At 71.7% G+C, this 26,280-nt stretch carries 17 protein-coding genes and 1 pseudogene; 13 read left to right on the top strand and 5 right to left on the bottom strand.

The genetic code is table 11. The features are described 5' to 3' along the window. Positions 1 to 165 precede the first annotated feature (165 nt). Positions 166 to 4,743: a CHAT domain-containing protein gene (locus E0500_RS06290; protein WP_165935112.1), complete on the bottom strand. Its 4,578-nt coding sequence runs from the start codon at positions 4,741 to 4,743 to the stop codon at positions 166 to 168. A 78-nt stretch (positions 4,744 to 4,821) separates the two neighbouring features. On the opposite strand from E0500_RS06290, the gene E0500_RS06285 reads away from it, so the two are divergent. Continuing rightward, positions 4,822 to 5,196 (top strand): hypothetical protein, encoded by a 375-nt coding sequence (locus E0500_RS06285; protein ID WP_131567636.1) that lies wholly within the window; start codon positions 4,822 to 4,824, stop codon positions 5,194 to 5,196. 15 nt (positions 5,197 to 5,211) lie between these two features. Next, positions 5,212 to 6,117 carry a hypothetical protein gene (locus E0500_RS06280; protein ID WP_131567638.1) on the top strand — a complete coding sequence of 302 codons (906 nt, stop codon included), beginning with the start codon at positions 5,212 to 5,214 and terminating at the stop codon, positions 6,115 to 6,117. 198 nt (positions 6,118 to 6,315) lie between these two features. Here E0500_RS06280 and E0500_RS06275 read toward each other — a convergent pair whose 3' ends face one another. Beyond that, positions 6,316 to 7,266, bottom strand: coding sequence for an EamA family transporter (locus E0500_RS06275; protein WP_131567640.1), 951 nt, complete (start codon positions 7,264 to 7,266; stop codon positions 6,316 to 6,318). Between the two features lie 244 nt (positions 7,267 to 7,510). On the opposite strand from E0500_RS06275, the gene E0500_RS06270 reads away from it, so the two are divergent. From E0500_RS06270 to E0500_RS06235, 8 genes are all read left to right on the top strand, one after another. Then, positions 7,511 to 8,347: a TIGR03084 family metal-binding protein gene (locus tag E0500_RS06270; RefSeq protein WP_309504976.1), complete on the top strand. Its 837-nt coding sequence runs from the start codon at positions 7,511 to 7,513 to the stop codon at positions 8,345 to 8,347. After that, a complete protein-coding gene (locus E0500_RS06265) occupies positions 8,344 to 10,074 on the top strand; it encodes an acyclic terpene utilization AtuA family protein (RefSeq protein WP_181586892.1) in 1,731 nt (576 codons plus the stop codon). Before E0500_RS06270 ends, E0500_RS06265 begins: the two co-directional genes overlap by 4 nt. A gap of 289 nt (positions 10,075 to 10,363) precedes the next feature. Further along, positions 10,364 to 11,962: an acyl-CoA carboxylase subunit beta gene (locus tag E0500_RS06260; protein WP_131570618.1), complete on the top strand. Its 1,599-nt coding sequence runs from the start codon at positions 10,364 to 10,366 to the stop codon at positions 11,960 to 11,962. A gap of 101 nt (positions 11,963 to 12,063) precedes the next feature. Next, positions 12,064 to 13,917, top strand: coding sequence for a biotin carboxylase N-terminal domain-containing protein (locus E0500_RS06255; RefSeq protein WP_131570628.1), 1,854 nt, complete (start codon positions 12,064 to 12,066; stop codon positions 13,915 to 13,917). Between the two features lie 106 nt (positions 13,918 to 14,023). Then, positions 14,024 to 15,184, top strand: coding sequence for an acyl-CoA dehydrogenase family protein (locus E0500_RS06250; RefSeq protein WP_131570620.1), 1,161 nt, complete (start codon positions 14,024 to 14,026; stop codon positions 15,182 to 15,184). Positions 15,185 to 15,239: 55 nt separating this feature from the next. Continuing rightward, entirely contained in the window at positions 15,240 to 16,862 is a 1,623-nt protein-coding gene (locus E0500_RS06245; RefSeq protein ID WP_131570622.1) for a 4-coumarate--CoA ligase family protein, read from the top strand. Next, a complete protein-coding gene (locus tag E0500_RS06240) occupies positions 16,859 to 17,596 on the top strand; it encodes an enoyl-CoA hydratase family protein (protein WP_131570624.1) in 738 nt (245 codons plus the stop codon). Before E0500_RS06245 ends, E0500_RS06240 begins: the two co-directional genes overlap by 4 nt. Positions 17,597 to 17,730: 134 nt before the next feature. Continuing rightward, entirely contained in the window at positions 17,731 to 18,303 is a 573-nt protein-coding gene (locus tag E0500_RS06235; protein WP_309504975.1) for a TetR/AcrR family transcriptional regulator, read from the top strand. Between the two features lie 98 nt (positions 18,304 to 18,401). Here E0500_RS06235 and pdxH read toward each other — a convergent pair whose 3' ends face one another. Continuing rightward, positions 18,402 to 19,031 carry a pyridoxamine 5'-phosphate oxidase gene (gene pdxH, locus E0500_RS06230; RefSeq protein WP_131570632.1) on the bottom strand — a complete coding sequence of 210 codons (630 nt, stop codon included), beginning with the start codon at positions 19,029 to 19,031 and terminating at the stop codon, positions 18,402 to 18,404. Between the two features lie 431 nt (positions 19,032 to 19,462). Between pdxH and E0500_RS06225 the strand changes: the two genes are divergently transcribed. Further along, entirely contained in the window at positions 19,463 to 20,563 is a 1,101-nt protein-coding gene (locus E0500_RS06225) for a citrate synthase 2 (RefSeq protein ID WP_131570626.1), read from the top strand. A gap of 338 nt (positions 20,564 to 20,901) precedes the next feature. Here the strand turns inward: E0500_RS06225 and E0500_RS06220 are convergent. Continuing rightward, positions 20,902 to 22,343, bottom strand: a pseudogene (locus tag E0500_RS06220) (PAS domain-containing protein). A 213-nt stretch (positions 22,344 to 22,556) separates the two neighbouring features. Further along, a complete protein-coding gene (locus tag E0500_RS06215) occupies positions 22,557 to 23,312 on the bottom strand; it encodes an SIS domain-containing protein (protein ID WP_131563323.1) in 756 nt (251 codons plus the stop codon). A gap of 364 nt (positions 23,313 to 23,676) precedes the next feature. Here E0500_RS06215 and E0500_RS06210 point away from each other — a divergent pair, with 364 nt between their 5' ends. Together E0500_RS06210 and E0500_RS06205 are read left to right on the top strand one after the other, a co-directional pair. Next, positions 23,677 to 24,369: a metal-dependent transcriptional regulator gene (locus E0500_RS06210; protein ID WP_131563324.1), complete on the top strand. Its 693-nt coding sequence runs from the start codon at positions 23,677 to 23,679 to the stop codon at positions 24,367 to 24,369. An 829-nt stretch (positions 24,370 to 25,198) separates the two neighbouring features. Continuing rightward, positions 25,199 to 26,167: an alpha/beta fold hydrolase gene (locus E0500_RS06205; RefSeq protein WP_165934985.1), complete on the top strand. Its 969-nt coding sequence runs from the start codon at positions 25,199 to 25,201 to the stop codon at positions 26,165 to 26,167. The last annotated feature ends 113 nt before the right edge of the window (positions 26,168 to 26,280 follow it).

The raw sequence follows: 26,280 nt of genomic DNA, 5'->3' as shown, positions 1-26,280 counted from the left end.
TGGCCGATCACGATCCGCCGCAGCTCGGCGATCATGTCGGCGGAGGATGGCTCGGCCCGGGTGGTGTACCAGGGGGCACGCGCGCGGTGGTCCGTTGCGTCGTGGGGCGGTGACCGTGCAGCGCGGCGCGCCCGGGCTGCTGCGTCACAACCGCGAAGGTTGAGTTCACGGTCCGGTGTGGACGTAGGCCGCCCACCAGAGGGGGTCGCCGTTCTGCTGGCGGAGTTGCCGGACAGCTTCGTGCAGGGCCCGTGCCGCGCGGGTGGGGTCGAGGCCGGTCGTTGATCGCAGGCCGGTGTAGAAGGCCTCCGCGACCCGTAGCGCGCACGTGTCATCGACCACCCACTGGGCGGCCACCACGTGGGCGAAGCCCGCCACTTGAAGGGCGCCGGCCAGGTGGACCGCCTCGTCGGGCAGGACGGCGGCGCCCCGCGCGGTCTCACAGGCGGAGAGGAACGCCAGGCGCGCGTTCCGGAGTCGGAGCCGGGAGATGTCGGCGACCGTGAGCGGGCCGGCCTGTTCGTGGTCGTGGAGGTAGAGCGCGCCGCTGGCCGAGTCGGTCGGGTCCTGGGTGCCGTGGCCCGAGAAGTGCAAGTAGGCGTGGGTGGGCAGGGCGTTCAGTAGTGCGGCGCGGGAGCCCTGGGAGCCGGTGAGGACCGTGGCGTGGGGGAGACGGGAGGACAGTTGCCGTACCTCTTCGCGGGCGTGCGGGAGGGGAGGCAGCCCTGGGGTGTCCGACTGGTCCACTGCCAGCAGCCGGGCCGTGGGGGCTGTGCCCCGGGCGCCGTGCGTCTGAGTGGCCAGGGCTCGGAGCGTTGTCGTGTACGAGCAGATGTAGCGGTCCGGAAGAGATCGGTCTCCGGGGTCGTCTCGGGCGTAGTGGCCTGCCGCGTGCAGGGGGAGCAGGGAGAGCAGTCCCGTAGGGCACCACCACAGGCGGGTGTCGGGAACCGTGTGGTCCAGTGCGGCCAGGACAGGGCCTGCCACCGTGTCCCACAGCCATCCAAGGGTGCGGATCAGGTGACGCTGGGCCCGCCAGGCGTCGGCCGGTGAGCGGCCGGCCGTCGCCAGCGCGTCCAGCAAGGCCATCGCCCGCTCGGTCAGGCCGTCGTCCCCTGCCAGGTGGAGTTCGGGAAGCGGCACGGTGTGCAGGTCGTCGTGAGTGACGACGAGTGCGTCGCAGCGCAGTGCGCTGGTGTTCACGACGACGACCGGTCCGTTCGCCGCGGCCGTCCGCAATCGATCCATGGAGGGCAGCCGCAGGAAGTCCTCCAGGCCGGGCAGCTCGCGGGCACGGGCTGTCAACTCGTCCATTTCCCGGGTCAGTTCTCGGCGCCGCTCGGCCGCCCTGCGCTGCTCGCGCAGGAGCCGGCCGGGCTCCGCCGTGCTCTCCGGGCCGGGTTCGGGGGCCGGCGTTTCCAGCAGGGCCCGGATCTCGTGGATGCGGTCGGCGAGATGCGGTGCCCGTTCGTGGAGTTCCGTCATCTCGTCGCGGGCGTCCAACGCCTGCGCGAGGAGGACGCCGCGGCCCTGTTCCAGCAGCCGCAGGGCGTCGTACGGGCGCCCGCAGTTCAGGGCCACGGCAGCCGCTTCGCCGGCCAGGCCCGCAGCGCGACCGAGGGCGTCGAGCCGGTCGCGGCGGTCGAGGCCGTGCCAGGCCATGAGCGGGAGTTCGGCTGTCGCGGCGCGATGGGCGTCCAGCGACTCCGTCCAGTCACCGACGGCGGCGGACGCTGTGGCCCAGGCGTGGGCGGCGCGGAACCGTGAGAACGCCGGGGCCGCGGTGACGGCGGTGGCCTGGCGAAACATGTCGAAGGCCGTGCGCAGGTCGCTCTCGGCCTCCTCCTCGTCCTGCTCCACGGAGGCGCGGATGACCAGCGCCGAGCCGAGGTTGCTCAGGCACATCACTCGCTGCGGATGGTGCTCGGGGATGGCGCGCAGCGCCGCGCGGGCGGCCAGCGAGGCCTCCGCCGCGTCGTCGGCATCGGCCGCGGCGGCCGCGGGATCGAAGGCGCCGCTGCGAGCCATGAGCGCCATGGCGAGGTTGGCCAGGTAGACCGGGCGTTGCGGATGCCCCGCGGGGCACAGACGTACGGCGTGTTGCAAGCGGTCGACCGTTTCGTCGGCGTCGGCCCGCCGCCCCTCGCCGTCGTACCGGTGGCGCAGCGCGAGCGCCAGGTTGGACAGGTGCATGGCGCGTTGCGGGTGGTCATCGGTCACGCCGTCGGCCGCGGCGCGGGACGCGTCGACCGCCTCGTTCAGGTCGGTGGCGGCGCCGGTCCGTTCGTAGCGGGAGATGAGGGCGACGGAGAGGTTGCTGCGGTGCAGTGAGGCGTCCACGTGTCCGGGGGGCAGGGCGGCGACCGCGGCGCGGCACGCTTCGATGGCCTCGTCCAGGTCGGCGAGCGCTCCCGACCACTCGTACCGGCGTCGCAGGGCGATGCCGAGGTTGGTCAGGTGGACGACGCGCGCGGAGGTGTCGGCCGGGGCCGTGGCCTCGACGGCCTGCTGCCCCGTCCGCACCGCTTCCGCGAGGTCCTGCTGGTCGCCGGCCCAGGTGTAACGGACGAGCAGGGTCGTGCAGAGGTTGGTGAAGTAGGTGGCCCGCTCCGGGTGGTCGGCAGGCAGGGCGTCGATCGCCTGCCGACTCAGCTCGATGGAGCGGTCCAGGTCGGCGCGGGTGCCGAGGCGTTCTGCGCGGACCCGCAGCGCCGCACCCAGGTTGGACAGTTGCTTGGCGCGGTCCCGTCCGGAGCGGTGCCGCGAGCCGACGCTCTGTCCGGCGCGCAGGGCGCCCTCCAGCCGTCGTACGGCCTCGTCGAGCGCGCCGAGGTCGTCGTTCTGCTGGTGGACCGCCTGGAGGGCGCGGCCGAGATTGAACAGGACCTGCCCGGCGTACGGGCTGCTCTCGTGCGGGAGGCGGTCCAGGGCACGGCGGTTCCAGAGCATCGCCTCGGCGAGGTCGTCCGGGTTGCCGGTATGGCTGTACCGCAGCATCAGCGTGCCGCCGAGGTGCGATTCGTCGATGAGCTGTTCCGGCGCGTCGGGGTTGTGCCGTACCGCCTCCCGGCAGACGTCGACCGCTTCGTCCAGATCGGCCGTCGAGCCGGTGATCTCGAAGCGTCGCATGTGGGCGAGACCCAGCTCGGACAGGCACTTGCTGACGGCGGTGGGGTGGAAGCCGGTGAGCAGGGTACGGGCCCTGCGCAGCACGGCGACCGCTTCCTCGTTGTCGTCCGGGGACGAGGTCCGGACCGAGCGAGCGTGCAGGGCCTCGCCGAGGAGAGTGAGGACCACGCCCTCCCCCGTGGTGCCGTCGGTGGCGACCCGGACGGCCTGCCGGGCCGCCGCAACGGCCGCGTCCGCGTCAGCCCGGTCCTCGGCATACCGGAACCGGGTCAGCAGGACTCCGCCCAAGTTGTAGAAGTGCTCCGGGGGACTGCCGTCATGGGCGGAGTCCCGTAGTAAGGCCACGGCCTCGTCGATGTCGGCCCGTCGGTTGAGCCACCGGAACCTCCGCCGCAGGGCGAGGGCCAGGCTCTCGGCCACACCGGACCGGTCGGGGCTCGTGGCGGGTACGGCTGCCAGCGCCCGCCGTCCCGCATCCACCGCGGCGTCCAAGGCGGCGGGTGCCCCGGTCAGGTCTGCTTGCGAGCGCAGGATGTTGCTCAGGCCGGAGAGGCAGCCGTGGCGGGCGGGATGGCTCGGCGGGCACGCATCCACGGCCTGCCGTGCCGCGTCGACGGCGGCATCGATGTCTGTCTTCCGCCCATGGCGCTCGAACCGCTGGTGCAGCGCGCGCCCCAGGTTGGCCATGTACATCGGCCGCTGTGGATCGTCCGGGGCGGTATGGCGTACGGCGAGCCTGAACGCGTCGGCGGCGGCGTCCAGGTCCGCGGGCACCGAGGTCCGCTCGTACCGCAGGAGAAGGGCGATGCCCGCGTTGGAGTGGAACAACGCATGGGGCTGGGGTGCGACCCGTACCGCCTCTGCGCTGGTTTCCACGGCGGCGTCCAGGTCGGCGGGGTCCTGCCGCACCCCGTAGCGCACGCTCAGCGAGCCCGACAGATTGGTCAGGTACATGCCTAGATTGGGATCGCTGGGCTCGGCCGACCGCACGGCCTCGTGGCCCAGGGCGAGCCCCTCCTCCAGATCCGCGTGCGTCCCGTGCATCGTGTACCGGAAGCGCAGTGCGCTGCCCAGATTCGACAGCATCATGGCGCGTCCGGGATACGCGGACGGCAGGACATCGGCCGCCCGGCGCCAGATGGAGATCGTCTCCTCCAGTGCGGCCTCATTGCCCGTGGCCTGCCAGTGTCCGAACAGCTCCAGGGCCTGTACCGTCGCGGACCCCAGGTCCTCCACGGCAGGGACGTCCACGGCGGCGGCGGTGGCCCGCACTTCGTGCGGCACCTCCTCCGGCGCCAGCCGCCAGACCACGGCGTGCAGCATCAAGGCCAGCTGTGCCTCCGCCCGGCCCCGCGTGGAGTCCGTACCGAGCACCGCGCACCGCGCATGGAACAGATACGCGAGCGCGCTCAGCACGGTCCGTTCGATGACGTACAGCGGTCCGCCCGGCCCGTGCGGTGCCAGCAGCACGATCGCGCGCAGCTCCTCCGCCTCGGCCAGAGCGGCCGGGTTCAGCACCGCCTCCCGGTCTCCATCGGTGAAGAAAGCCTCCAGCCGTTCTCCGAGGCGCTCGGTGAGGAGTTCGAACCGTACCCACGTACTCTCGTCCCGCATTGTCCGCCCCCATCGGCCGCCGCGTTGGCTTCGGGGCATCATGATGGACCATCAAGTCCACGGGGAGGAGCGGTAATCGTGGAGATGGGGGAGCTGCTGGGCGCGCTGTGCCGGGAACTGCCCATGCTGCGGGAGGTCGCCCGGGAGACCGGCGACAGCGCGGGCCTGGAGGAGGCGCTCGTGGCGGCGCGGCGGGGCGAGCCGGTGGCCGACCGTCTGCGGGACCTGGGCCTGCTGGGCCTGCTGGAGTCCTTCTCGGCCCGAGCGGCGGCTCCGGGCGCTGATCCGCCCGGCAGCGGCCTGGTCGCTCTGCCCGGCGTCGACCACTCGGGCCACATCGCCCACGGCCGATACCACTGCCCGGCGGCCACCTGCCTTCGTGCGGAACTGCCCCGCCCCGGCGACGACCTGCCGGTGTGCACCCTGCACAGCCGCCCGCTGAGCTTCGGGTGACGGGGCGGGGGGCCGATGAACACCGTACTGGCCGAGCTGGGCCGTAAGTACGTTGAGCGCTGGGTGGCGCTGCTGGTGCTGCCCGGGCTGTTGTACGTGGTGGGTGCGGCGGCGGCATACCAGCTGGGGCATGCGCACTGGGCGGACCTGGGGCGACTCACCGGCCTGCTGGAGCCCGGCGGGCCGTTCGACGGTAGGAGCATCTCGTCGGTGTGGCTGCTCGCGGTCGTCGTGCTGCCGGTGCTGTCGGCCGCTGCCGGGCTGGCTGCTCAGGGTGCCGCCGCGGCGCTGGGGCGGTTGTGGTTCGATCCGTGGCCCCGGGTCTTCAAGGGCCTGGCGCGGCGATTGACGGCAGCCCGCGGCGAGCGGTGGACGGCAGCCGACGCAGCATACCGGGAGGAGCTGGAGAGGGCGGGGGCGCGGCCGTCGGCCGTGGACGCCGCCCGGTTCGACGCCCTGGCGGCCCGGCGCAATGCCGTCGCGCTGAGACAGCCGGCCCGGCCCACGTGGACGGGAGACCGGCTTGGTGCGGTCGACACCCGAGTGTGGAGTTGGTACCGGCTCGACGTCGTGTTCGCCTGGCCGCGGCTGTGGCTGGTGCTGAACGAGCCCGAGCAGAACGCGCTGCGCGCCGCCCGCACAGAACTCGATGCCGCCGTCGCGCTCGCCGGCTGGGGTGTGCTGGTGCTGCTGCCCGCTCTGTGGTGGTGGCCGGCGCTGCTGCTGGCGGTGGGCCTGTTCGCCGTAGGCCTGCGTCGCACGCGTGTCAGCGTGGACACGCTGGCGCACCTCACGGAGGCGGCGTTCGACCTGCGGGGCGCGCTGCTCGCGCGGGAGCTGGGTTTCGACGTACCTGAGGGAGCCCGCCTCCACCCGGACACCGGCGCGCAGGTGACCGCACATCTGCGCAAGCATGTGTGACTCGACGTCCGCGTGTTTCGTAGGCCGGTGCCAGTGCCAGTGCCAGTGCCGGTGCCGGTGCCGTTGGCGTTGGCGGGCTGTGGTCCAGGCGTGCTGGACCGCGGGGTTTCCGTCTGCCCCAGCAAGTGGCTCCGAGTCTCACCAGGCCCTGCTGAAAGGCCCTGGTCATGGCCTACCCGCCTGGGACTCGGAATCCACTTACCGCCCTTGCGCCGACTTCGCCTTCCCCCGCCCCACCTGCGTCCGCACCGCCCCCATGCTCGCCGCGATGACCAGCGCGATGGCGAGGGCCTCGGTGAGGGAGAGGGCCTGGCCGAGGATCAGGAAACCGGCGGTGGCGGCGATGCCCGGTTCGAGGCTCATGAGGATGGCGAAGGTGGAGGCGGGCAGCCGGCGCAGCGCGAGGAGCTCCAGCGTGTACGGCAGGACGGACGACAGTACGGCGATGGCGGCGCCCAGCGCGATCGTGACCGGGTCGAGCAGCCGTACCCCGGACTCGACGACCCCGAGCGGCAGGAACAGCACCGCCGCGACCGCCAGGGCCAGCGCCAGCCCGTCGGCCTGCGGGAAGCGGCGCCCCGTACGCGCGCTGAAGACTATGTACGTCGCCCACATGGCCCCGGCGCCCAGGGCGCAGGCCACACCCACGGGGTCCAGGTCGCCGAAGCCTCCGCCGCTGAGCAGGAACACTCCGCCGAGCGCCAGCCCGGCCCAGAGCAGGTTCACCGCGCGGCGCGACGCGAGCACGGACAGCGCGAGCGGGCCGAGCACCTCCAGCGTGACGGCGGGGCCGAGAGGGATACGGTCGACTGCCTGGTAGAAGAGGCCGTTCATCGCGGCCATCGTGATGCCGAAGACGATCACCGTGCCCCAGTCGGTCCGCGAGTGCCCCCGCAACCGGGGCCGGCAGACGATGAGCAGCACGACGGCGGCCACCAGCAGCCGCAGCGTCACCACCCCGAACGCCCCGGCCCGCGGCATCAGGCTCACGGCCAGCGCCGCGCCGAACTGCACCGAGATCCCCCCGGCCAGCACAAGGCCGACCGGCCCGAGGGCGCCCCGCCCCCGTAGCCGGCCGGCCGGCGTGGGTGCGGCGGCCACAGCGGGCGTGGGCGCGGATGCGGGCTGGTCAGCGCTGGGGAGGTTCACGGGGGCCGTCCAGGAGGGGTGAGCGGGACTTGTTCAGTGTAGTGCACTAAGTCGTGCACAGTAATGGACCGGGGAGGGGCTGTGTGGTCTCGGCCCGGCGAGGCCTGGCCTCGACCCTCCCCGCCGTGTCCGCTGTACCTGGCCCGCCCCCGGGGTGCACCCATAAATGCAAGCACGCTTGCTTGTTTCTGTCCTCGCTGGCATGCTCCCGGGCACACACCGTCGTGCCCGAGGGAGCGTCACCGTGGACGTGTTCGGCGATCTGGAGCGGGAGAGTGAGGAACTCGACGCCCTCGTGGGGGAGTTGAGCGAGGAACAGTGGGCGCTCGGCACCCCCGCCACGGGCTGGACCATCGCCCACCAGATCGCACACCTCGCCTGGACCGACCGCTCCGCGCTGCTCGCCATGACGGACCCGGAGGCTTTCGCGGGCGAGGTGGAGAAGGCCCTCGCCGCACCGGACCGGTTCGTCGACGCGGGGGCGGAGGAGGGTGCCGCGAGGCCCCCCGCCTGGATCCTCGCCGACTGGAGGGCCGCACGGCAGGCACTTGCCAGGACCCTGGAAGCCGCCCCCATAAAGAAGCGCTTCCCCTGGTACGGCCCACCCATGTCGGCCGCCTCCATGGCCACCGCCCGGCTGATGGAGACCTGGGCCCATGGCCAGGACATCGCGGACGCGCTGGGTGTGGTGCGCACACCCACGGACCGGCTCCAACATGTGGCCTGGATCGGGGTGCGTGCGAGGGACTTCGCCTTCGGGGCGCACGGTCTCCCCGCACCCGCCGAGGAGTTCCGCGTCGAGCTCGTCGGGCCTTCCGGCGACGTGTGGACGTACGGTCCCGAGGACGCCGCCCAGAGGGTCACCGGTCCCGCGCTCGACTTCTGCCTCCTGGTCACCCGGCGGGCCCACCGCGCTGACCTCGCCGTACGCGCCGAGGGCCCCGACGCCGACCGCTGGCTGGACATCGCCCAGGCCTTCGCTGGACCACCGGGCACAGGACGGCCCCCGAGGACGCCGGGTGCAGGACGGCCCCCGAGGATGCCGGGTGCAGGACGGCCCCCGACGGCGGACGCCCAGTGACCCCGCCGCCCCTGCGCATCGGCAACGCCTCCGGCTTCTACGGCGACCGCTTCGACGCGATGCGCGAGATGCTCACCGGCGGCGAACTCGACGTCCTCACCGGCGACTACCTCGCCGAGCTGACCATGCTGATCCTGGGCCGTGACCGTCTGAAGGACCCGGCCGCCGGCTACGCCCGCACCTTCCTCGGTCAACTGGAGGAGTGCCTCGGACTCGCCCACGAGCGAGGCGTCCGCATCGTCACCAACGCAGGAGGGCTCAATCCGGCCGGACTCGGCGATGCCGTAAGGGAGCTGGCGGACCGCCTCGGTATCCCCGTCCGGGTCGCCCACGTCGAGGGTGACGACCTCACGCACCGTCATTCAGACGCCCTCGCCGCGCGCGCCTACCTCGGCGGGTTCGGGATCGCGGCCTGTCTGCGGGAGGGCGCCGATGTCGTCGTCACCGGGCGGGTCACCGACGCGGCGCTCGTCACCGGCCCGGCCGCCGCCCACTTCGGCTGGACACCGGACGCCCACGACCGGCTCGCGGGTGCCGTCGTCGCCGGGCACGTGCTGGAGTGCGGCACCCAGGCCACCGGCGGCAACTACGCCTTCTTCACCGACCACGACGTACGACGGCTGCGCCACCCCGGCTTCCCACTCGCCGAACTCCACGAGGACGGCACCGCCGTCATCACCAAACACCCGGGGACGGGCGGTGTGGTGGACGTCGGCACGGTCACCGCGCAGCTCCTGTACGAGACGGCCGGCGCCCGGTACGCGGGCCCCGACGTCACCGCCCGGCTGGACACGGTCGAACTGACCCAGGAGGGCCCCGACCGCGTACGGATCACCGGCGTGCGCGGCGAGGCCCCGCCCCCCACCCTCAAGGTCGGCCTCAACCGGATCGGCGGCTACCGCAACGAGGTCGCGTTCGTCCTGACCGGGCTGGACATCGAGAAGAAGGCCGCCCTGGTGCGCGACCAGATGGAGACCGCGCTGAACACCGCCAAGTTCAGCCCGGCCCACGTCACTTGGTCCCTCGCCCGCACCGACCACCCCGACGCGTCCACCGAGGAGACCGCGAGCGCGCTGCTGCGGCTCGTCGTGCGAGACCCGGACCAGGCTGTCGTGGGGCGGGCGCTCAGCGGGGCCGCCGTGGAGCTGGCACTCGCGAGCTACCCCGGGTTCCATGTGCTGGCCCCACCGGGAAAGGGCGCGCCCTATGGGGTCTTCGAGGCTGTGTACGTCGACCATGGGGTCGCGCACCATGTGGCGGTCCTCCAGGACGGGCGCCGGATTCGCATACCCCCGGCCCATGTACCTCCGGCCCACACAGCCCCGGCCCACGACACCCCCGTACTACAGCCCACCCCCGAACCGCCTCCACCCGAGCCCCTGCCCTCCGGGCTCCCGACCCGCCGAGCACCCCTCGGTCTGGTCGCGGGCGCCCGCAGCGGGGACAAGGGCGGCAACGCCAACGTCGGCGTCTGGGCCCGCTCGGACGACGCATGGCGGTGGCTCGCGCACACCCTCACCGTCGACCGATTCCGTGAACTCCTCCCGGAGACAGCCGAATTGACCGTCATCCGCCACGCCCTGCCGAACCTCCGCGCCCTCAACTTCGTCGTCGAGGGCATCCTCGGCGAGGGCGTCGCTGCCCAGGCCCGGTTCGACCCCCAGGCCAAGGCCCTCGGCGAATGGCTCCGCTCCCGCCACCTGGACATACCGGAGGTACTCCTTTGAACCCTCCCCCAGCTGAAGCCGGGGGATTCCTGGCTCAGGAGGCCCCGCAGGTCAGCAACCAGCAAGGTCTTACTCCATCAACACCAGCCGGGACGGAACCTGCCCGGTTTGGTACGGCAAAGCTCGAAGGAACGCACTTGGCTCTCGTAACGTCCCGGTGTGCTGGCTTGGTTCTCACTCAGCGTGCCTGGCGGCTTACCCGATCGAGTGGGCCCCGGCCTGAAGGGCGGGGCCCACTCGGAGGGGACCCCGTGACCGTCCGCCGCCCGGCCCCCCCGGAGGTTCTCCGATGACCGTCCTCGCCTCCGCCCTGGACACGGGCAGCCCCGACTACACCGCCCACCGCGAGGCCATGCTCGCCAAACTGGCCGAGCTCGACACCGAGCACGCGAAGGCCCTCGCGGGCGGTGGCGAGAAGTACGTCGCGCGGCACCGGGGGCGCGGCAAGCTGCTCGCCCGGGAACGTATCGAGCTGCTCCTCGACCCCGACACGCCCTTCCTGGAGCTGTCGCCGCTCGCCGCCTGGGGCAGCGACTACACGGTGGGTGCCTCGCTCGTCACCGGCATCGGGGTCGTCGAGGGCGTGGAGTGCCTGATCACCGCGAACGACCCGACCGTACGCGGCGGCGCCAGCAACCCCTGGAGCCTGAAGAAGGCCCTGCGGGCGAACGACATCGCCCTCGCCAACCGGCTGCCCTGCATCAGCCTGGTCGAGTCGGGCGGAGCGGACCTGCCCTCCCAGAAGGAGATCTTCATCCCGGGCGGAGCCATCTTCCGGGACCTCACCCGGCTCTCCGCCGCCGGCATCCCGACCATCGCCGTCGTCTTCGGGAACTCCACCGCCGGAGGCGCGTACATCCCCGGCATGTCCGACCACGTGATCATGGTGAAGGAGCGGGCGAAGGTGTTCCTCGGCGGCCCGCCGCTGGTGAAGATGGCGACGGGGGAGGAGAGCGACGACGAGTCCCTGGGCGGCGCCGACATGCACGCGCGCGTGTCGGGCCTCGCCGACTACTTCGCCGTCGACGAGCCGGACGCCCTGCGCCAGGCGCGCCGCGTGGTCGCCCGCCTCAACCACCGCAAGGCGTACGACGATCCGGGCCCCGCCGCGCCCCCCAAGTACGACGAGGACGAGCTGCTCGGCATCGTCCCGGGCGACCTGCGGACCCCCTTCGACCCCCGCGAGGTCGTCGCCCGGATCGTCGACGCCTCCGACTTCGACGAGTTCAAGCCGCTGTACGGGACGAGCCTCGTCACCGGCTGGGCGACCCTGCACGGCTATCCGGTCGGAATCCTGGCGAACGCCCAGGGCGTGCTGTTCAGCGAGGAGTCCCAGAAGGCCGCCCAGTTCATCCAGCTCGCCAACCAGCGCGACATCCCGCTGCTCTTCCTGCACAACACCACCGGCTACATGGTCGGCAAGGAGTACGAACAGGGCGGCATCATCAAGCACGGCGCGATGATGATCAACGCCGTCTCCAATTCGCGCGTGCCCCATCTGTCCGTGCTCATGGGCGCGTCGTACGGCGCCGGGCACTACGGCATGTGCGGCCGGGCGTACGACCCGCGCTTCCTGTTCGCCTGGCCCAGCGCCAAGTCGGCCGTCATGGGCCCGCAGCAGCTCGCCGGGGTCCTCTCCATCGTCGCCCGGCAGTCGGCGGCCGCGAAGGGGCAGCCGTACGACGAGGACGGGGACGCCGCCCTGCGCGCCATGGTGGAGCAGCAGATCGAGTCCGAGTCCCTGCCGATGTTCCTGTCCGGGCGGCTGTACGACGACGGGGTCATCGACCCGCGCGACACCCGTACCGTCCTCGGCCTGTGCCTCTCCGCGATCCACACCGCGCCGTACGAGGGCGCGCGCGGTGGCTTCGGCGTCTTCCGGATGTGACGGCCATGACGGAAAACATGACGGAGACCGCGACGAAGGCCAGGGCGAAGGCCAGGACAAAGACCATGACGGAGGCCACGCCGGAGACAAGGAACCCCTCAGTGATCACTTCTGTCCTCGTCGCCAACCGTGGCGAGATCGCCTGCCGTATCGTCCGCACGTGCCGTGAGTTGGGAATCCGAACGGTCGCCGTGCACTCCGACGCCGACGAAAACGCCCTCCACGCGCGCGTGGCCGACGCGACGGTACGACTGCCGGGCGCGGCGCCCGCGGAGACGTACCTGCGCGCCGACCTGATCGTGAAGGCCGCCCTGAACGCTGGAGCGGACGCGATCCACCCCGGGTACGGCTTCCTCTCCGAGAACGCCGCCTTCGCGCGCGCCGTCCTCGACGCGGGCCTCGTCTGGATCGGACCGCCCCCCGAGGCGATCGAGGCCATGGCGTCCAAGACGCGCGCCAAGAAGCTCATGGGGCTGGAAGCCCTCCCCCTCCACAAGGTCACCGAGGACGACCTGCCCGTCCTGGTGAAGGCGGTGGCGGGCGGCGGCGGACGGGGCATGCGCGTCGTCCGCGACCTCGCCGCCCTGGAGGACGAGCTGACCGCCGCCCGCGCCGAGGCCCTGAGCGCCTTCGGCGACGGCGAGGTCTTCGTCGAGCCCTATGTGGAGGGCGGCCGGCACGTCGAGGTGCAGATCCTCGCCGACAGTCACGGCACCGTATGGCCGCTCGGCACCCGGGACTGCTCCCTCCAGCGCCGCCACCAGAAGGTCATCGAGGAAGCCCCGGCACCGGGTTTGACATCCGAACTGACCGACTCCCTGTACGCCATGGCCGTACGGGCCGCCCGAGCCGTCGACTACGTGGGCGCGGGCACGGTCGAGTTCCTCGTGTCCGGCGACACGGCCCACTTCCTGGAGATGAACACCCGCCTCCAGGTCGAACACCCCGTCACGGAAGCGGTGTTCGGCGTCGACCTGGTGGCCCTCCAGATCCGCGTCGCCGAGGGCTGCGCTCTTGAGGCCCCCGAAAACGGCCCTCCACGCGCGCGGGGCCACGCCATCGAGGCCCGCCTGTACGCCGAGGACCCGGCCCGCGCCTGGGCCCCTCAGACCGGCACCCTGCACCGCCTCACCGTCCCGGACGGCGTCCGCCTGGACACCGGCTACGCCGACGGCGACCCCATCGGCGTCCACTACGACCCCATGCTCGCCAAGGTGGTCGCCCACGCCCCCACCCGCGCGGAGGCCCTGCGCAAGCTCGCCGCCGCCCTGGAACGAGCGGACATCCACGGCCCGACGACCAACAGGGATCTGCTCGTACGGTCGCTCAGGCACGAGGAGTTCACCACGGCCCGCATGGACACGGGCTTCTACGACCGCCACCTGCCCGCCCTCACCGGCTCCGCTCCCGACCCGTGCGCCCCCCTGGCCGCCGCCCTCGCCGACGCCCACGGCCGCTCCCGCTTCGGCGGCTGGCGCAACCTGCCCTCCCGGCCGCAGGTCAAGCGGTACGCCATGGCGGGTGAGGAACACGAGGTGCACTACCAGCACACGCGTCAGGGCCTGACGGCGGAAGGGGTACGGGTCGTGCGCGCGACGTCCGATCTCGTGGTCCTGGAAGTCGACGGCGTCCAGCGGAGGTTCGAGGTCTCACGCTACGGCGACCAGGTGCACGTCAACTCCACCACCCTCACCGCCCTGCCTCGCTTCCCGGACCCGACGGCCCACCACGCCCCCGGCTCCCTGCTGGCCCCGATGCCGGGCACGGTCGTACGAGTCGCCGAGGGCCTGTCCGAGGGCGCACAGGTGGAGGAGGGCCAACCCCTCCTCTGGCTGGAGGCGATGAAGATGGAACACAGGATCACGGCCCCGGCCACGGGCACACTCACGGCCCTGCACGCAGTCCCGGGCCAGCAGGTGGAGGTGGGCACCCTCTTGGCCGTGGTGCACGAATAAGGGGCGCGGGGCTGTACCGATATGCGGCTCCGCCGCGTGGGCGCGACAAGCCACGAACAACCCGCACTCTCCAACCGGCAATCCCACCTCCCCCTTTAGGAGCCCTATGTCCACCCTCATGGAGACCGAGGAACACAAGGCCCTACGAGCCGCCGTATCCGCCCTGGGCAAACGCTACGGCCGCGACTACCTCACCACCGTCACCCAAGAAGGCCGCTACCCCGACGAACTCTGGTCCGAGGCAGCCAAGCTCGGCTACCTCGGCGTCAACCTGCCGGAGGCATACGGCGGCGGAGGCGGCGGCATAGCCGAACTCTCCATCGTCCTGGAGGAACTCGGCGCCGCAGGCTGCCCCCTCCTCATGCTGATCGTCTCGCCGGCCATCTGCGGCACGGTCATCGCCCGCTTCGGAACCGGGCAACAAAAGCAGGAGTGGCTGCCCGCCCTGGCGAACGGCACCCGCACCATGGCCTTCGGCATCACCGAACCCGACGCCGGCTCCAACTCCCACCGCATCACCACCACGGCCCGCCGCGACGGCGCCGACTACCTGCTCACGGGCCGCAAGGTCTTCGTCTCCGGCGTCGACATCGCGGACGCGACCCTCATCGTCGGCCGCACCGCGGACGCCCGCACCGGCACCCTCAAGCCCTGCCTGTTCATCGTCCCCAGGGACGCCCCCGGCTTCGAACGACGGCCGATCGACATGGAGATCCAGTCCGCCGAGAAGCAGTTCGAGCTCACGCTGGACGACGTACGCCTGCCCGCCGACGCACTCGTCGGAGACGAGGACGCGGGCCTGCTGCAACTCTTCGCCGGACTCAACCCCGAGCGCATCATGACGGCCGCGTTCGCGATCGGCATGGGGCGCCATGCCGTCGCCAAGGCCGTCGAGTACGCCCGCGACCGCACCGTGTGGAAGACACCCATCGGCGCCCACCAGGCCATCGCCCACCCCCTCGCTCAGGCCCACATCGACCTCGAACTGGCCCGCCTGATGATGCAGAAGGCCGCCTTCCTGTACGACTCCGGGGACGACATGGCCGCCGGGGAAGCCGCCAACATGGCCAAGTACGCCGCCGGAGAGGCCTGCGTGAAGGCCGTCGACCAGGCGGTGCACACCCTCGGCGGCAACGGACTCACCCGCGAGTTCGGACTCGGCTCCCTCATCACGGCCGCGCGCGTGTCTCGTATCGCACCGGTGAGCCGGGAGATGATTCTCAACTACGTCTCCCACCAGACCCTGGGCCTGCCCAAGTCGTACTGAGGGCGGGACCCCACCGGGCCGTGTCCCGCAGCACACCGTCGTGCGAGGAGGAACCGTGTTCCGCAGCGAGTACGAAGAAGTCCCGGCCGTCGAACTCCCCATCCACGAGGCCGTCCTGGGCCGGGCCGCCGAGTTCGGCGACACACCCGCGCTGATCGACGGCGTCGACGGCACCACGATCACGTACGAGCAACTGGACCGCTTCCACCGGCGGCTGGCCGCCGCGTTCGCCGACACGGGCGTCGAGAAGGGCGACGTGCTCGCCCTGCACAGCCCGAACACGATCGCCTTCCCGACGGCCTTCTTCGCCGCCACGCGCGCGGGAGCCTCGGTCACCACCGTGCACCCGCTCGCCACGCCCGACGAACTCGCCAAACAGCTCACCGACTCCGGAGCCCGCTGGATCGTGACGGTCTCGCCCCTCCTGGAGACGGCCCGCACGGCCGCCGAACGCGCCGGCGGCATAAGGGAGATCTTCGTCTGCGACAGCGCCCCCGGACACCGTTCGCTGACCGACATGCTCGCCACCGCCGCGCCCGAACCACAGATCGCCATCGACCCCGTCGAGGACATCGCCGCCCTGCCCTACTCCTCCGGCACGACCGGCATCCCCAAGGGCGTCATGCTCACCCACCGGTCCATCGCCACCAACCTCGCGCAGCTCGAACCCGTCATGACGGCGAGGCCCGGCGACCGCGTCCTGGCCGTCCTCCCGTTCTTCCACATCTACGGGCTGACCGCCCTCATGAACGCACCTCTCAGACAGGGCGCCACCGCCGTCGTCCTGCCGCGCTTCGACCTGGACACGTTCCTCGCGGCGATCGAGACGCACCGCATCACCCACCTGTACGTGGCCCCGCCGATCGTCCTCGCCCTCGCCAAGCACCCGGCGGTCGCCCAGTACGACCTGTCGTCCCTGAGACACATCATCTCCGCCGCCGCACCCCTGGACGCCGACCTCGCCCGGACCTGCGCCCGCCGCCTCGGCCTGCCACACATAGCCCAGGGCTACGGCATGACGGAACTCTCGCCCTGCACCCACATCGTCCCGTTCGATCGCACCGAGGACGCACCCCCCGGAACGGTCGGCAAGCTCCTCCCCGGCACCGAGATGCGGATCGTCTCCCTGGACGACCCCTCCACGGACGTCGGCGCCGGCGAACGCGGCGAGATACTCATCCGCGGCCCCCAGGTCATGAAGGGCTACCTGGGTCGCCCCGACGCCACCGCCGCCATGATCGACGAGGACGGCTGGCTGCACACCGGAGACGTCGGCCACGCCGACGCCGACGGCTGGCTCCACATCGTCGACCGCGTCAAGGAACTCATCAAGTACAAGGGCTTCCAGGTCGCACCCGCCGAACTGGAGGCCCTCCTCCTCACCCACCCGGGCATCGCCGACGCCGCCGTGATCGGCTTCTACAACGACGACAACAACGAGGTCCCGCACGCCTATGTGGTCCGCCAGCCGACCGCGACAGACCTCTCCGCAGGAGAGGTCATGACGTACGTCGCCGAACGCGTCGCCCCCTACAAACGCGTCCGCCGCGTCACCTTCATCGCCGGCATACCCCGCGCCGCCTCCGGCAAGATCCTCCGCCGCGAACTGCGCGACCTCCAGGAACAGCGCAGGGTTCAGGAACAGCGCAGGGCCCAGGAACTGAGGGAGAAGCCGTGACGGACCTCGTCCACACCGCGCACCACCGCGGCATCACCACCCTCACCCTCGACTCACCCGTCAACCGCAACGCCCTGTCGGCCACGCTCGTCGGCGAACTCTCCGACGCGCTGACCGGGTGCGGCAAGGACCGCGACGTCCGCGCCGTCGTCCTCACCCACACCGGGAACACCTTCAGCGCGGGCGCCGACCTGCGCGACCCCCCGCACCCGGACGCCCTGGTCGGCCTGATGCGCCAGATCGTCGAACTCCGCAAACCGGTCCTGGCCCGGGTCACCGGACACGTACGGGCCGGGGGCCTCGGCCTGCTCGGCGCCTGCGACATCGCGGTGGCCTCCACCGCGGCCACCTTCGCCTTCACGGAGGTACGCATCGGCGTCGCGCCCGCCGTCATCTCCCTGCCCCTCCTGCCCCGCACGGACCCGCGCGCCCTCGCCCGCTACTCCCTCACCGGCGAACGCTTCGACGCGCCCGAGGCGGCCCGCATCGGACTGGTCACGGCGACCGGCGACGACGTGGACGACGTCCTCGCCCCCGTGCTCGACGGCCTCCGCCGGGCCTCCCCTCAGGGCCTGGCCGAGACGAAACAGCTGTTCACGGCTAGGGTGCTGGAGGCATTCGACCGGGACACGGCCGACCTCACGGCGCTCTCGGCCCGGCTGTTCTCCTCCCCGCAGGCCCGCGAGGGAATGACGGCCTTCCTCGAACGACGGGATCCGACATGGGTGGAGTGAACACCATCGACCGCGTTCCGGACCCCGTTCCCGACCCCGTTCCTGACCCCGTTCCTGACCTCATTCCCGGCCCCGTTCCTGACCCCGTTCCTGACCTCATTCCCGGCCCCGTTCCCGATCGCGTTTCCGACCGTGTGCCCAAGCAGGACCGCAGCCGTGCCACCCGGCAGCGGCTCCTGGAGGCCGCCGTGGCCTGCCTCGCCGAGCACGGCTGGGCGGGCTCCACGGTCTCCGTCGTCGCCGAACGCGCCGGAGTGTCCCGCGGCGCCGCCCAGCACCACTTCCCCACCCGCGAGGACCTGTTCACCGCGGCCGTCGAGTACGTCGCCGAAGAGCGCTCCACGGCCCTGCGCGCCCTCTTCCCCGAGGGCGCCACCGACCGCCGGGCCGTGATCGCCGCCCTCGTCGACCTCTACACCGGCCCCCTCTTCCGCGCCGCCCTCCACCTGTGGGTCGCCGCCTCCAACGAGGACCAGCTCCGCCCGAGGGTCACGGAACTGGAGGCCCACGTCGGCCGCGAGGCGCACCGGATCGCCGTGGACCTGCTCGGCGCCGACGAGTCCGTGCCCGGCGTCCGCGAGACCGTCCAGGGCCTCCTCGACATGGCCCGCGGCCTCGGCCTCGCCAACCTGCTCACCGACGACACCGGCCGCCGGGACCGGGTGGTGGCGCAGTGGGCGGTACTGCTGGACGAGGCGCTCGCCTGAGCGAAAACCGCAGGCCTGAGAGACAGCTGTACGGTTCTCTCTCGCCGGTTCTCTCTCGCCCGTACGGGCAGCCGCACTCAGGAGCTGAGCCGCTCCTCTCAGGGACTGAGCCGCTCCACCCGCCACGACCCGTCCGGCTCCGCCACATACCGCAACCGGTCGTGCAGCCGGTTGGGCCGCCCCTGCCAGAACTCCACCGACTGCGGCACGACCCGGAAACCACCCCAGTTCGGCGGCACCGGCACCTGCTCGCCCTCCGGGTAGCGGGTGCTCAACTCCTCGTACCCCGCATCCAGTTCGGTACGCGAGCGGATCACCGCGGACTGCACGCTGGCCCAGGCGCCGAGCTGGGAGCCGTGCGGCCGGGTGCGGAAGTACGCCGCCGTCTCGTCGCGGCCCGTACGGCGGGCCGTACCGATCACGATCACCTGCCGGGCGATCGGGTGCCAGGGGAACAGCAGTGAGACGTAGGGGTTCTCCGCCAGGTCACGGCCCTTGCGGGACTCGTAGTTCGTGTAGAAGACGAAGCCCCGCTCGTCGTACGCCTTCATCAGCACCGTACGGGAGCTCGGCCGGCCCTCCGCGTCCGCCGTCGACACCACCATGGCGTTCGGCTCGAACACCGCGCCCTGGGCCGAGGCCTGCCGGAACCAGCTCTCGAACTGCGCCATCGGGTGCCCGGCCAGCTCGCCCTCGTCGAGCCCCTCGGCCCGGTACTGCTTGCGCATGGCGGCGGGGTCCGGAAGGGGGGAGGACGGATCGTAGGCGGCTTCGTGATCGGTCACATGGTCATCCTGCCGTATACGCCCGCCGTCGCACGGCGAGTGTCCGTACGCAGGGTGCCGCGGGGTGTCCTTCCTCACTCCATGGCACTCAGTGCCACGGGGTCTCCCCAAAGGTGGCACTCAGGGATATCGTTCTGCCATCGTTCCGGTTGGATGACCGCCGACCGTACGGGGCATCACCGGGGTGACCGTTCAGGACCGCGAGTCTTCGAAAAGACCGTGGATCCGACAGGTGAACACTGCTTTCCGACCACAGACAGACCAGGGCACGCACCACACGGACCACACGGGAACCCCAGCCACAGGGAACCCGAGCCACACAGCACCCCCACCCCACAACACCATCCGTCGCACACATCACGAGGAGCCGCCTGATGTCCGACTTCGTACCCGGACTCGAAGGAGTCGTCGCGTTCGAGACGGAGATCGCCGAACCGGACAAGGAGGGCGGTGCCCTCAGGTACCGGGGTGTCGACATCGAGGATCTGGTCGGCAACGTCTCCTTCGGCAACGTATGGGGCCTGCTCGTCGACGGCGCCTTCAACCCCGGACTGCCGCCCGCCGAGCCCTTCCCCATCCCGATCCACTCCGGCGACATCCGTGTGGACGTGCAGTCGGCGCTCGCCATGCTGGCCCCGGTCTGGGGCCTGAAACCCCTCCTCGACATCGACGCCGAACAGGCCCGCGAGGACCTCGCCCGCGCCGCCGTCATGGCCCTGTCCTACGTCGCCCAGTCCGCCCGCGGCCAGGGCGTGCCCATGGTCCCGCAGCGCGAGATCGACAAGGCCCGGACCGTCGTCGAACGCTTCATGATCCGCTGGCGCGGCGAGCCGGACCCCAAGCACGTGGCGGCCGTCGACGCGTACTGGACGAGCGCCGCGGAGCACGGCATGAACGCGTCCACGTTCACGGCCCGCGTCATCGCGTCCACGGGCGCGGACGTGGCGGCGGCGCTGTCGGGCGCGGTGGGAGCGATGTCGGGCCCCCTGCACGGCGGCGCCCCCTCCCGAGTCCTGCACATGATCGAGGAGATCGAGCGGACGGGCGACGCGGAGGCATACGTCAAGCATGCACTGGACCGGGGCGAGCGCCTGATGGGCTTCGGCCACCGCGTCTACCGGGCCGAGGACCCGCGCGCCCGCGTCCTGCGCCGCACGGCCCGCGAACTGGGCGCCCCCCGCTTCGAGATCGCCGAGGCCCTGGAGAAGGCGGCCCTGGCGGAGTTGCATGCCCGCCGCCCGGACCGCGTCCTGGCGACCAACGTCGAGTTCTGGGCGGCCATCATCCTGGACTTCGCCGAGGTCCCCGCCCACATGTTCACCTCGATGTTCACCTGCGCCCGCACGGCGGGCTGGTCGGCCCACATCCTGGAACAGAAGCGCACGGGCCGCCTCGTCCGCCCCTCCGCCCGCTACGTGGGCCCCGGCTCCCGCAATCCCCGCGAGATCGAGGGCTACGAGGACATGGCGCGCTGAGACCGCCGGGGCGCCCTGAGCCCTCGGGGTGCCCCACAACGCAGACGACCCGCAGGCTCTGGTCCTCGCCTCACGGCGAGAAGCCGGCCGGACGTACCGGCGAGCCTGCGGGTCGGGTGACTGCGTTGGATTAGGCCGGCTGCACGCTCAACTCACGTGCTGGTCCGGCGCCGAACCGAGTACGACGGCGGGCCACTAGCCCGCAGCCACCTCTTCCGTCCGGTATTCATACATCTGCCGAACCACCTCCCTTCCGAAGTGACAGCCACTTTAGGAAGCGGATCCCCGGTGCTCAACCAATTTTCCGAGGTGATTGAGGTGACTACCGGACTGGTCGGCTACTCCGCCACCAACCCCGCCAGATCCAGCGCCCCCGCGATCCGCGCAGCCACGTCCTCCGCGTACGTCGCGTCGGGGCGTGCGAACTGGGTGCGGCCTGCGCCCCGCAGGAAGGTCACGACGCCCAGTGTGCGGCCGCGGCTGCGGAGGACGGTGCACAGGGCGTGGACGGTGTCGGGGGGCCACTGGCGGGCGGTGGCCCAGGCTCGGGCGGTCTCGGGGGTGGTGGTGTCGGCGCTGGCGCGTACGGAGCCGGCTCGGTCGACGCACTGGAGGGCGGGGTGGCCCTCGGGGTAGCGGACGGGAAGGCCCGCGTGGCCGGTGAGGTGGCTGGGGCCGGGGGCGCCGGAGGGGTGGCGGCGGCGCGTACGAGCCGTACCGGGGCGTCGGCGTCCGCCGTCGGGCCCGGGGCCAGTCGGTCGACGATCGCGTGGTCGGCGAAGCCGGCGAGGGAGAAGTCGAGGTGGACGGTGGCGGCCTCGGCGGGGTCCTCGCACTCGGCGGCGGCCCGCGTGGCCCGGTGGAGCTGGTTGGTGCGGAAGCGGAGCAGCGCGGCTTCCTGTTCGCTCAGCTTGGCTTCGGTGACGTCCTGGAAGAGCCAGCCGACGCCGAGGGGGACGGGTTCCTCCGCGAGGGGCGAGGCCAGGCGCAGGAAGCCGCTGCGCCAGCAGCGCCGTTTCTCGCCGTCGGGGGTGCGCACGCCCACCCAGATCTCGGCCGGTGCGGGCGGGGCGCCCTCGGCGAGTACGTGGGTGAGGGCGCTTTCGAGTTCCTCGACGCCCTGGGTGAGGAGCTCGCCGAGGGGGCGTCCGAGGACGGCCGTACGCCCGGTGCCGAGTGAGCGGGCCGCGTGTGCGTTGACGACGGCGGGCCGCAGGTCGGCGTCGACGAGTACGACTCCCCAGGCGGCGTCCTCGAAGAGCGCCTCGCTGAGGGCGATGGACCGCTCCAGGTCTATCTGGGCGTGCACCTCGCTGAAGGCGCAGTAGACGCCGGCGGGTTTGCCGTCGGGTCCGCGTACGGCGGCCGACTGGGTGCGGACGAGGACGCGTCCGCCGTCCTTGGTCAGGAGCGCGAACTCGTGCACCTGCCGTCCGGGGGCGTGCATGGCGGACAGGAGCCGCCTCTCGACCTCCTCGGCGTCTGCCGTGCGTACGGCCCAGCCGGCGAATCCGTGGCGTCCGACGGCCTCCGTGGCGGTCCAGCCGAGGATGCGCTCGGCCTCCCGGTTCCAGTGCGTGACGACCCCCTCGGCGTCGAACGCGCACAGCGCCGCATCCATCCCGTCGAGCAGTGCGGCAAGGAGATCCGAGTCGTCGCGCTCGGGTTCGTCCGCCGCGGTCGCGGATCCGGCCGGGTCGGCCGCGGGCGCGCCCGTGCCGCGCTCGGGCTCGTCGGGCCCCAGTTCGTCCGTGGTCCCACTACGCCGGGAAGCACTCACCTGAACCCCCTGCAGGCTGCGTCCGCACGTACGGCGCGTCGGTTTGCTACTCGCTGGTCATTCAACTCGAACGTGACGCAGCGCACATCGGCTTCGCGCAAGATTGGGGGAAATCGTTGTACGCCGGATTTCCACCTCACGGTTCCCACGCGCCACCGGGGGCGCACCTGGGACCGCAGGTAGGAGATGCAGGTGGGAGATGCAGGTAGGAGATCAGGACCGCAGGTAGAAGATCCGGTCGCCGTACTCGCGCATGATGCGGCCGTTCCACTCGTGGCCGCCGTCCACGTTGCCCGAGCGCAGGAGCGGGGGTTCGGTGCCGCGGTCGGCCAGGGTGCCCGCGGCGGTGGCCATGACGGCCTGGAGGAGGGCGGTGGTGACGACGGTGGAGGCGGGGGCGAAGGGCGCCTCGATGTTCTCGGTGGTCAGCTCCGCGTCACCCACGGGGATCTTGGAGTCGAGGACGACGTCGCAGTGGTCCTTCAGGTATGTGCCGGAGGCGTGCCGGGAGGCCGTCTGCGAGGCGTACGTCACCGACGTCACGCCGATGACCCTCACCCCCAGCTCGCGGGCGTGCGCCGCCATCTCGACCGGGAGTGCGTTGCGGCCGGAGAGGGAGATGATCACCAGGAGGTCGCCGGAGCGGAGCGGGCTGGTGTCCAGGACCGCGGTCGCCAGGCCGTCGACGCGTTCCAGGGCGGAGCCCAGCGTGGCGGGTGCTTCGACGCCGACGGCGCCGGGCACGGCGAGGAGGTTCATGAGGGCGAGGCCGCCCGCGCGGTAGACCATGTCCTGGGCGGCGAGCGAGGAGTGCCCGGCGCCGAAGGCGAAGAGCCGGCCGCCGTCGGCCACGGTGTCCGCGATCAGTGTGCCGGCCGCCGCGATGGCCTCCGCCTCCTCGTCCCGCACCTGTCGCAGCAGGTCCGTCGCGGCGTCGAAGAACCGCTCGGCCAGCTTGCTGTCGCCCATCCGAAACAGCCCTCCCGGTTCAGGTGTCGCCCGTCGCGGTTCCCGTGCCCGCGGAGCGGATGCCGATCACGGTGCGGTCTGGACCACTTCCCTGTCAACGTCTTTGTCCATACGCGCGAATGCGAGCGGCCAGTACGCGCGGATACGAGCGGCCGGTACGCGCCACACCCTGGCCGCGCGCCGGATCGTGGCCCGGGGAGACGGTTCCGCGTTCCCGTCGGTACGGTCGTGACCCCAGTCGTCACCGCGTGGTTCCATCGGCGCGGCACGGTTGTCAGTGGTATCCGGCAGAATTGAATCCAGGGCCAGCGCACACGCCGGGGAGCCGTCGAGCCCTCGGCAGATCTCATCGAGGGGCACACCAATGTCCGGACTGATCGACACCACGGAGATGTATCTCCGCACCATCCTCGAACTGGAGGAGGAAGGTGTGGTCCCGATGCGCGCCCGGATCGCCGAGCGGCTCGACCAGAGCGGCCCGACGGTCAGCCAGACGGTGGCGCGCATGGAGCGCGACGGTCTGGTGTCGGTCGCCGCGGACCGCCATCTGGAGTTCACGGACGAGGGCCGCCGCCTGGCCACGCGCGTGATGCGCAAGCACCGTCTCGCGGAGTGCCTGCTCGTCGATGTGATCGGCCTGGAGTGGGAGCAGGTGCACGCGGAGGCGTGCCGCTGGGAGCACGTGATGAGCGAGGCCGTGGAGCGCCGCGTGCTGGAGCTGCTCCGCCACCCGACCGAGTCGCCGTACGGGAACCCGATCCCGGGCCTGGAGGAGCTGGGCGAGAAGGACGGCGCGGACCCGTTCCTGGACGAGGGCATGGTGTCGCTGTCCGACCTCGACCCGGGCCCGGAGGGCAAGACCGTCGTCGTACGGCGCATCGGTGAGCCGATCCAGACGGACGCGCAGCTGATGTACACGCTGCGGCGGGCGGGTGTGCAGCCGGGTTCCGTGGTGAGCGTGACGGAGTCGGCGGGCGGTGTGCTCGTGGGCAGCGGCGGCGAGGCCGCGGAGCTGCAGTCCGACGTCGCCTCGCACGTCTTCGTGGCCAAGCGCTGAGCTACCGTACAGCCGGGTGCGGGGTGACTTGCTGTCCCCCGGATGGGACTCGCTGTCCCCTGGGGGTGGCCCGGCTTCTGTGGCTGGAGCGGCAGTTGTGCCGCAGGCGGGCCGCTCCGGCGATCGTGCTGGACGTGGGCCGCTGATCGGTCAGGGCTTCCGAGATCGTGCTCGGACCGATCCGAGATTGACTGGCCCGAATCGCAGCGCTCTCGCCGTTCCCGTGCGACGCTTGCGCGTGAGGCATATGACCTGAGGGCTCTTGGCCGGCCGGGGCGGTGATGTCACGGCGGGCCGGGGAGGGGACGGGATGATGTGCCGCAGAGATGTGGAGGGCCCCGGCGCCGTGTGGCGCCGGGGCCTGTCCTCCCCTGTGCTGACCCGGAGCCCCGAGCTCTCAGGGTCATTCCCCTCGGACCGTTTTCCCCGAGCGGTCCGCCTCCCGGTGAAGATCTCCCCGCGGCGACGGCGGACAATCCTGGCGGGGGGTCACTCGAATGAGGGGTGTTGCCGCCAGAAACGACCTCTTCGAATACCTATTCGATAATCTGGGGGTCTGTTGCGGGTGTGGGGGAAACACACGCAGGAGAGACGAAAACGCTTCCGGGGAACGTGTGCCGGGATGTGCGCACGTGACGTATCTGGCGCGGCGCACGCTGTAACAATCAAGATCGGCCGTCACAAGCGGCACACGAAAGCAACACAGCTTCAGCACCGAGAGCAAGAGCAAGGCCAGCAGCAGAAACAGCAGAACAACAGCCGTAGGACGAGTGGACCGGGCGGCTCGAAACGGGAGCAGAGCGGTCCGAGTGGAGCCTGGGGGGTGCCAATGGTGCGGCGCATCGACGTGACCGGAGCGGGCGGCGTACGTCTCGCGGCCTGGGAGTTCGGGGACCCTCCCAAGACCGACCCGACCGGGCCGGACCCCGCCGTCGGGGCCGGTCCCGGCGACGGGTCCGGTGCGCAGGACGAGGCGCGGGGCGAGGCGGCCGAAGGACCGGCGGACACCGGGGCCGCGCGCGCTCCCGGCGTGCTGTTACTGCACGGGCTGATGGGCCGCGCCTCGCACTGGGCACCCACCGCCCGCTGGCTCTCCGAGCGGCGCCGCGCCGTCGCGCTCGACCAGCGCGGCCATGGCCAGAGCGCCAAGCCGACCGGGGCGGTGTACACCCGTGAGGCCTACATCGACGACGTCGAGGCCGCCCTCGAACAGCTCGGGCTCGCCCCGGCCGTCCTCATCGGCCACGCGATGGGCGCGCTGACCGCCTGGCAGCTCGCCGCCAAGCGCCCGGACCTGGTGTGCGGGCTGATCATCTGCGACATGCGGGCCTCCGCGCTGGGCGCGGCCTCCCAGCGCGACTGGGAGAACTGGTTCAAGGCCTGGCCCCTGCCCTTCGCCACGCTCGCCGACGTCCGCAAGTGGTTCGGCGAGGACGACCCCTCGGTGGAGCGCCCCAACCCGTCCCGCGGTGAGTTCTACGCCGAGGTCATGCACGAGTGCGGGGACGGCTGGCGCCCGGTCTTCGACCTCGACCAGATGCTCAGGACCCGCGAGACCTGGGTGTACGACGCCCACTGGGAGGAACTCGCCCAGGTCCAGTGCCCGGCCCTCGTCGTCCGTGGCCTCGACGGCGAGCTGGGCCGCGCGGAGTCCCAGGAGATGGTCCGGGTCCTGCCGAACGGCCAGTACGCGGAGGTCGCCGACGCCGGCCACCTCATCCACTACGACCAGCCGGATGCGTGGCGCTCGGCGATCGAGCCGTTTCTGGACGGAATCGCTCCGCTCGGGGCGCCGTAAAAAGCGAGCGCCATTGATCTGCGGGTCGTCTTCTGGCTTGCGGCGTCGTCGTGGCTGGTCGCGCCCGCGCGGCGGAGCCGCAAATCGATACAGCCCCGCGCCCCTGAAGGCCT

The sequence above is a fragment of the Streptomyces sp. KM273126 genome, assembly GCF_004337435.2.
In the GTDB taxonomy this organism is placed as follows: Bacteria; Actinomycetota; Actinomycetes; order Streptomycetales; family Streptomycetaceae; genus Streptomyces; species Streptomyces acidicola.
The sequence above is the reverse complement of the archived record's forward strand: the minus strand, read 5'-3'. Positions and strand labels throughout refer to the sequence as shown.

Excerpts from the sequence above, each read along its gene's own strand:
- E0500_RS06260 (WP_131570618.1), top strand. The coding sequence starts at position 10,364 with ATGACCGTCCTCGCCTCCGCCCTGGACACGGGCAGCCCCGACTACACC.
- pdxH (WP_131570632.1), bottom strand. The coding sequence starts at position 19,031 with ATGCGCAAGCAGTACCGGGCCGAGGGGCTCGACGAGGGCGAGCTGGCC.
- E0500_RS06250 (WP_131570620.1), top strand. The coding sequence starts at position 14,024 with ATGTCCACCCTCATGGAGACCGAGGAACACAAGGCCCTACGAGCCGCC.
- E0500_RS06205 (WP_165934985.1), top strand. The coding sequence starts at position 25,199 with ATGGTGCGGCGCATCGACGTGACCGGAGCGGGCGGCGTACGTCTCGCG.
- E0500_RS06210 (WP_131563324.1), top strand. The coding sequence starts at position 23,677 with ATGTCCGGACTGATCGACACCACGGAGATGTATCTCCGCACCATCCTC.
- E0500_RS06280 (WP_131567638.1), top strand. The coding sequence starts at position 5,212 with ATGAACACCGTACTGGCCGAGCTGGGCCGTAAGTACGTTGAGCGCTGG.
- E0500_RS06215 (WP_131563323.1), bottom strand. The coding sequence starts at position 23,312 with ATGGGCGACAGCAAGCTGGCCGAGCGGTTCTTCGACGCCGCGACGGAC.
- E0500_RS06225 (WP_131570626.1), top strand. The coding sequence starts at position 19,463 with ATGTCCGACTTCGTACCCGGACTCGAAGGAGTCGTCGCGTTCGAGACG.
- E0500_RS06290 (WP_165935112.1), bottom strand. The coding sequence starts at position 4,743 with ATGCGGGACGAGAGTACGTGGGTACGGTTCGAACTCCTCACCGAGCGC.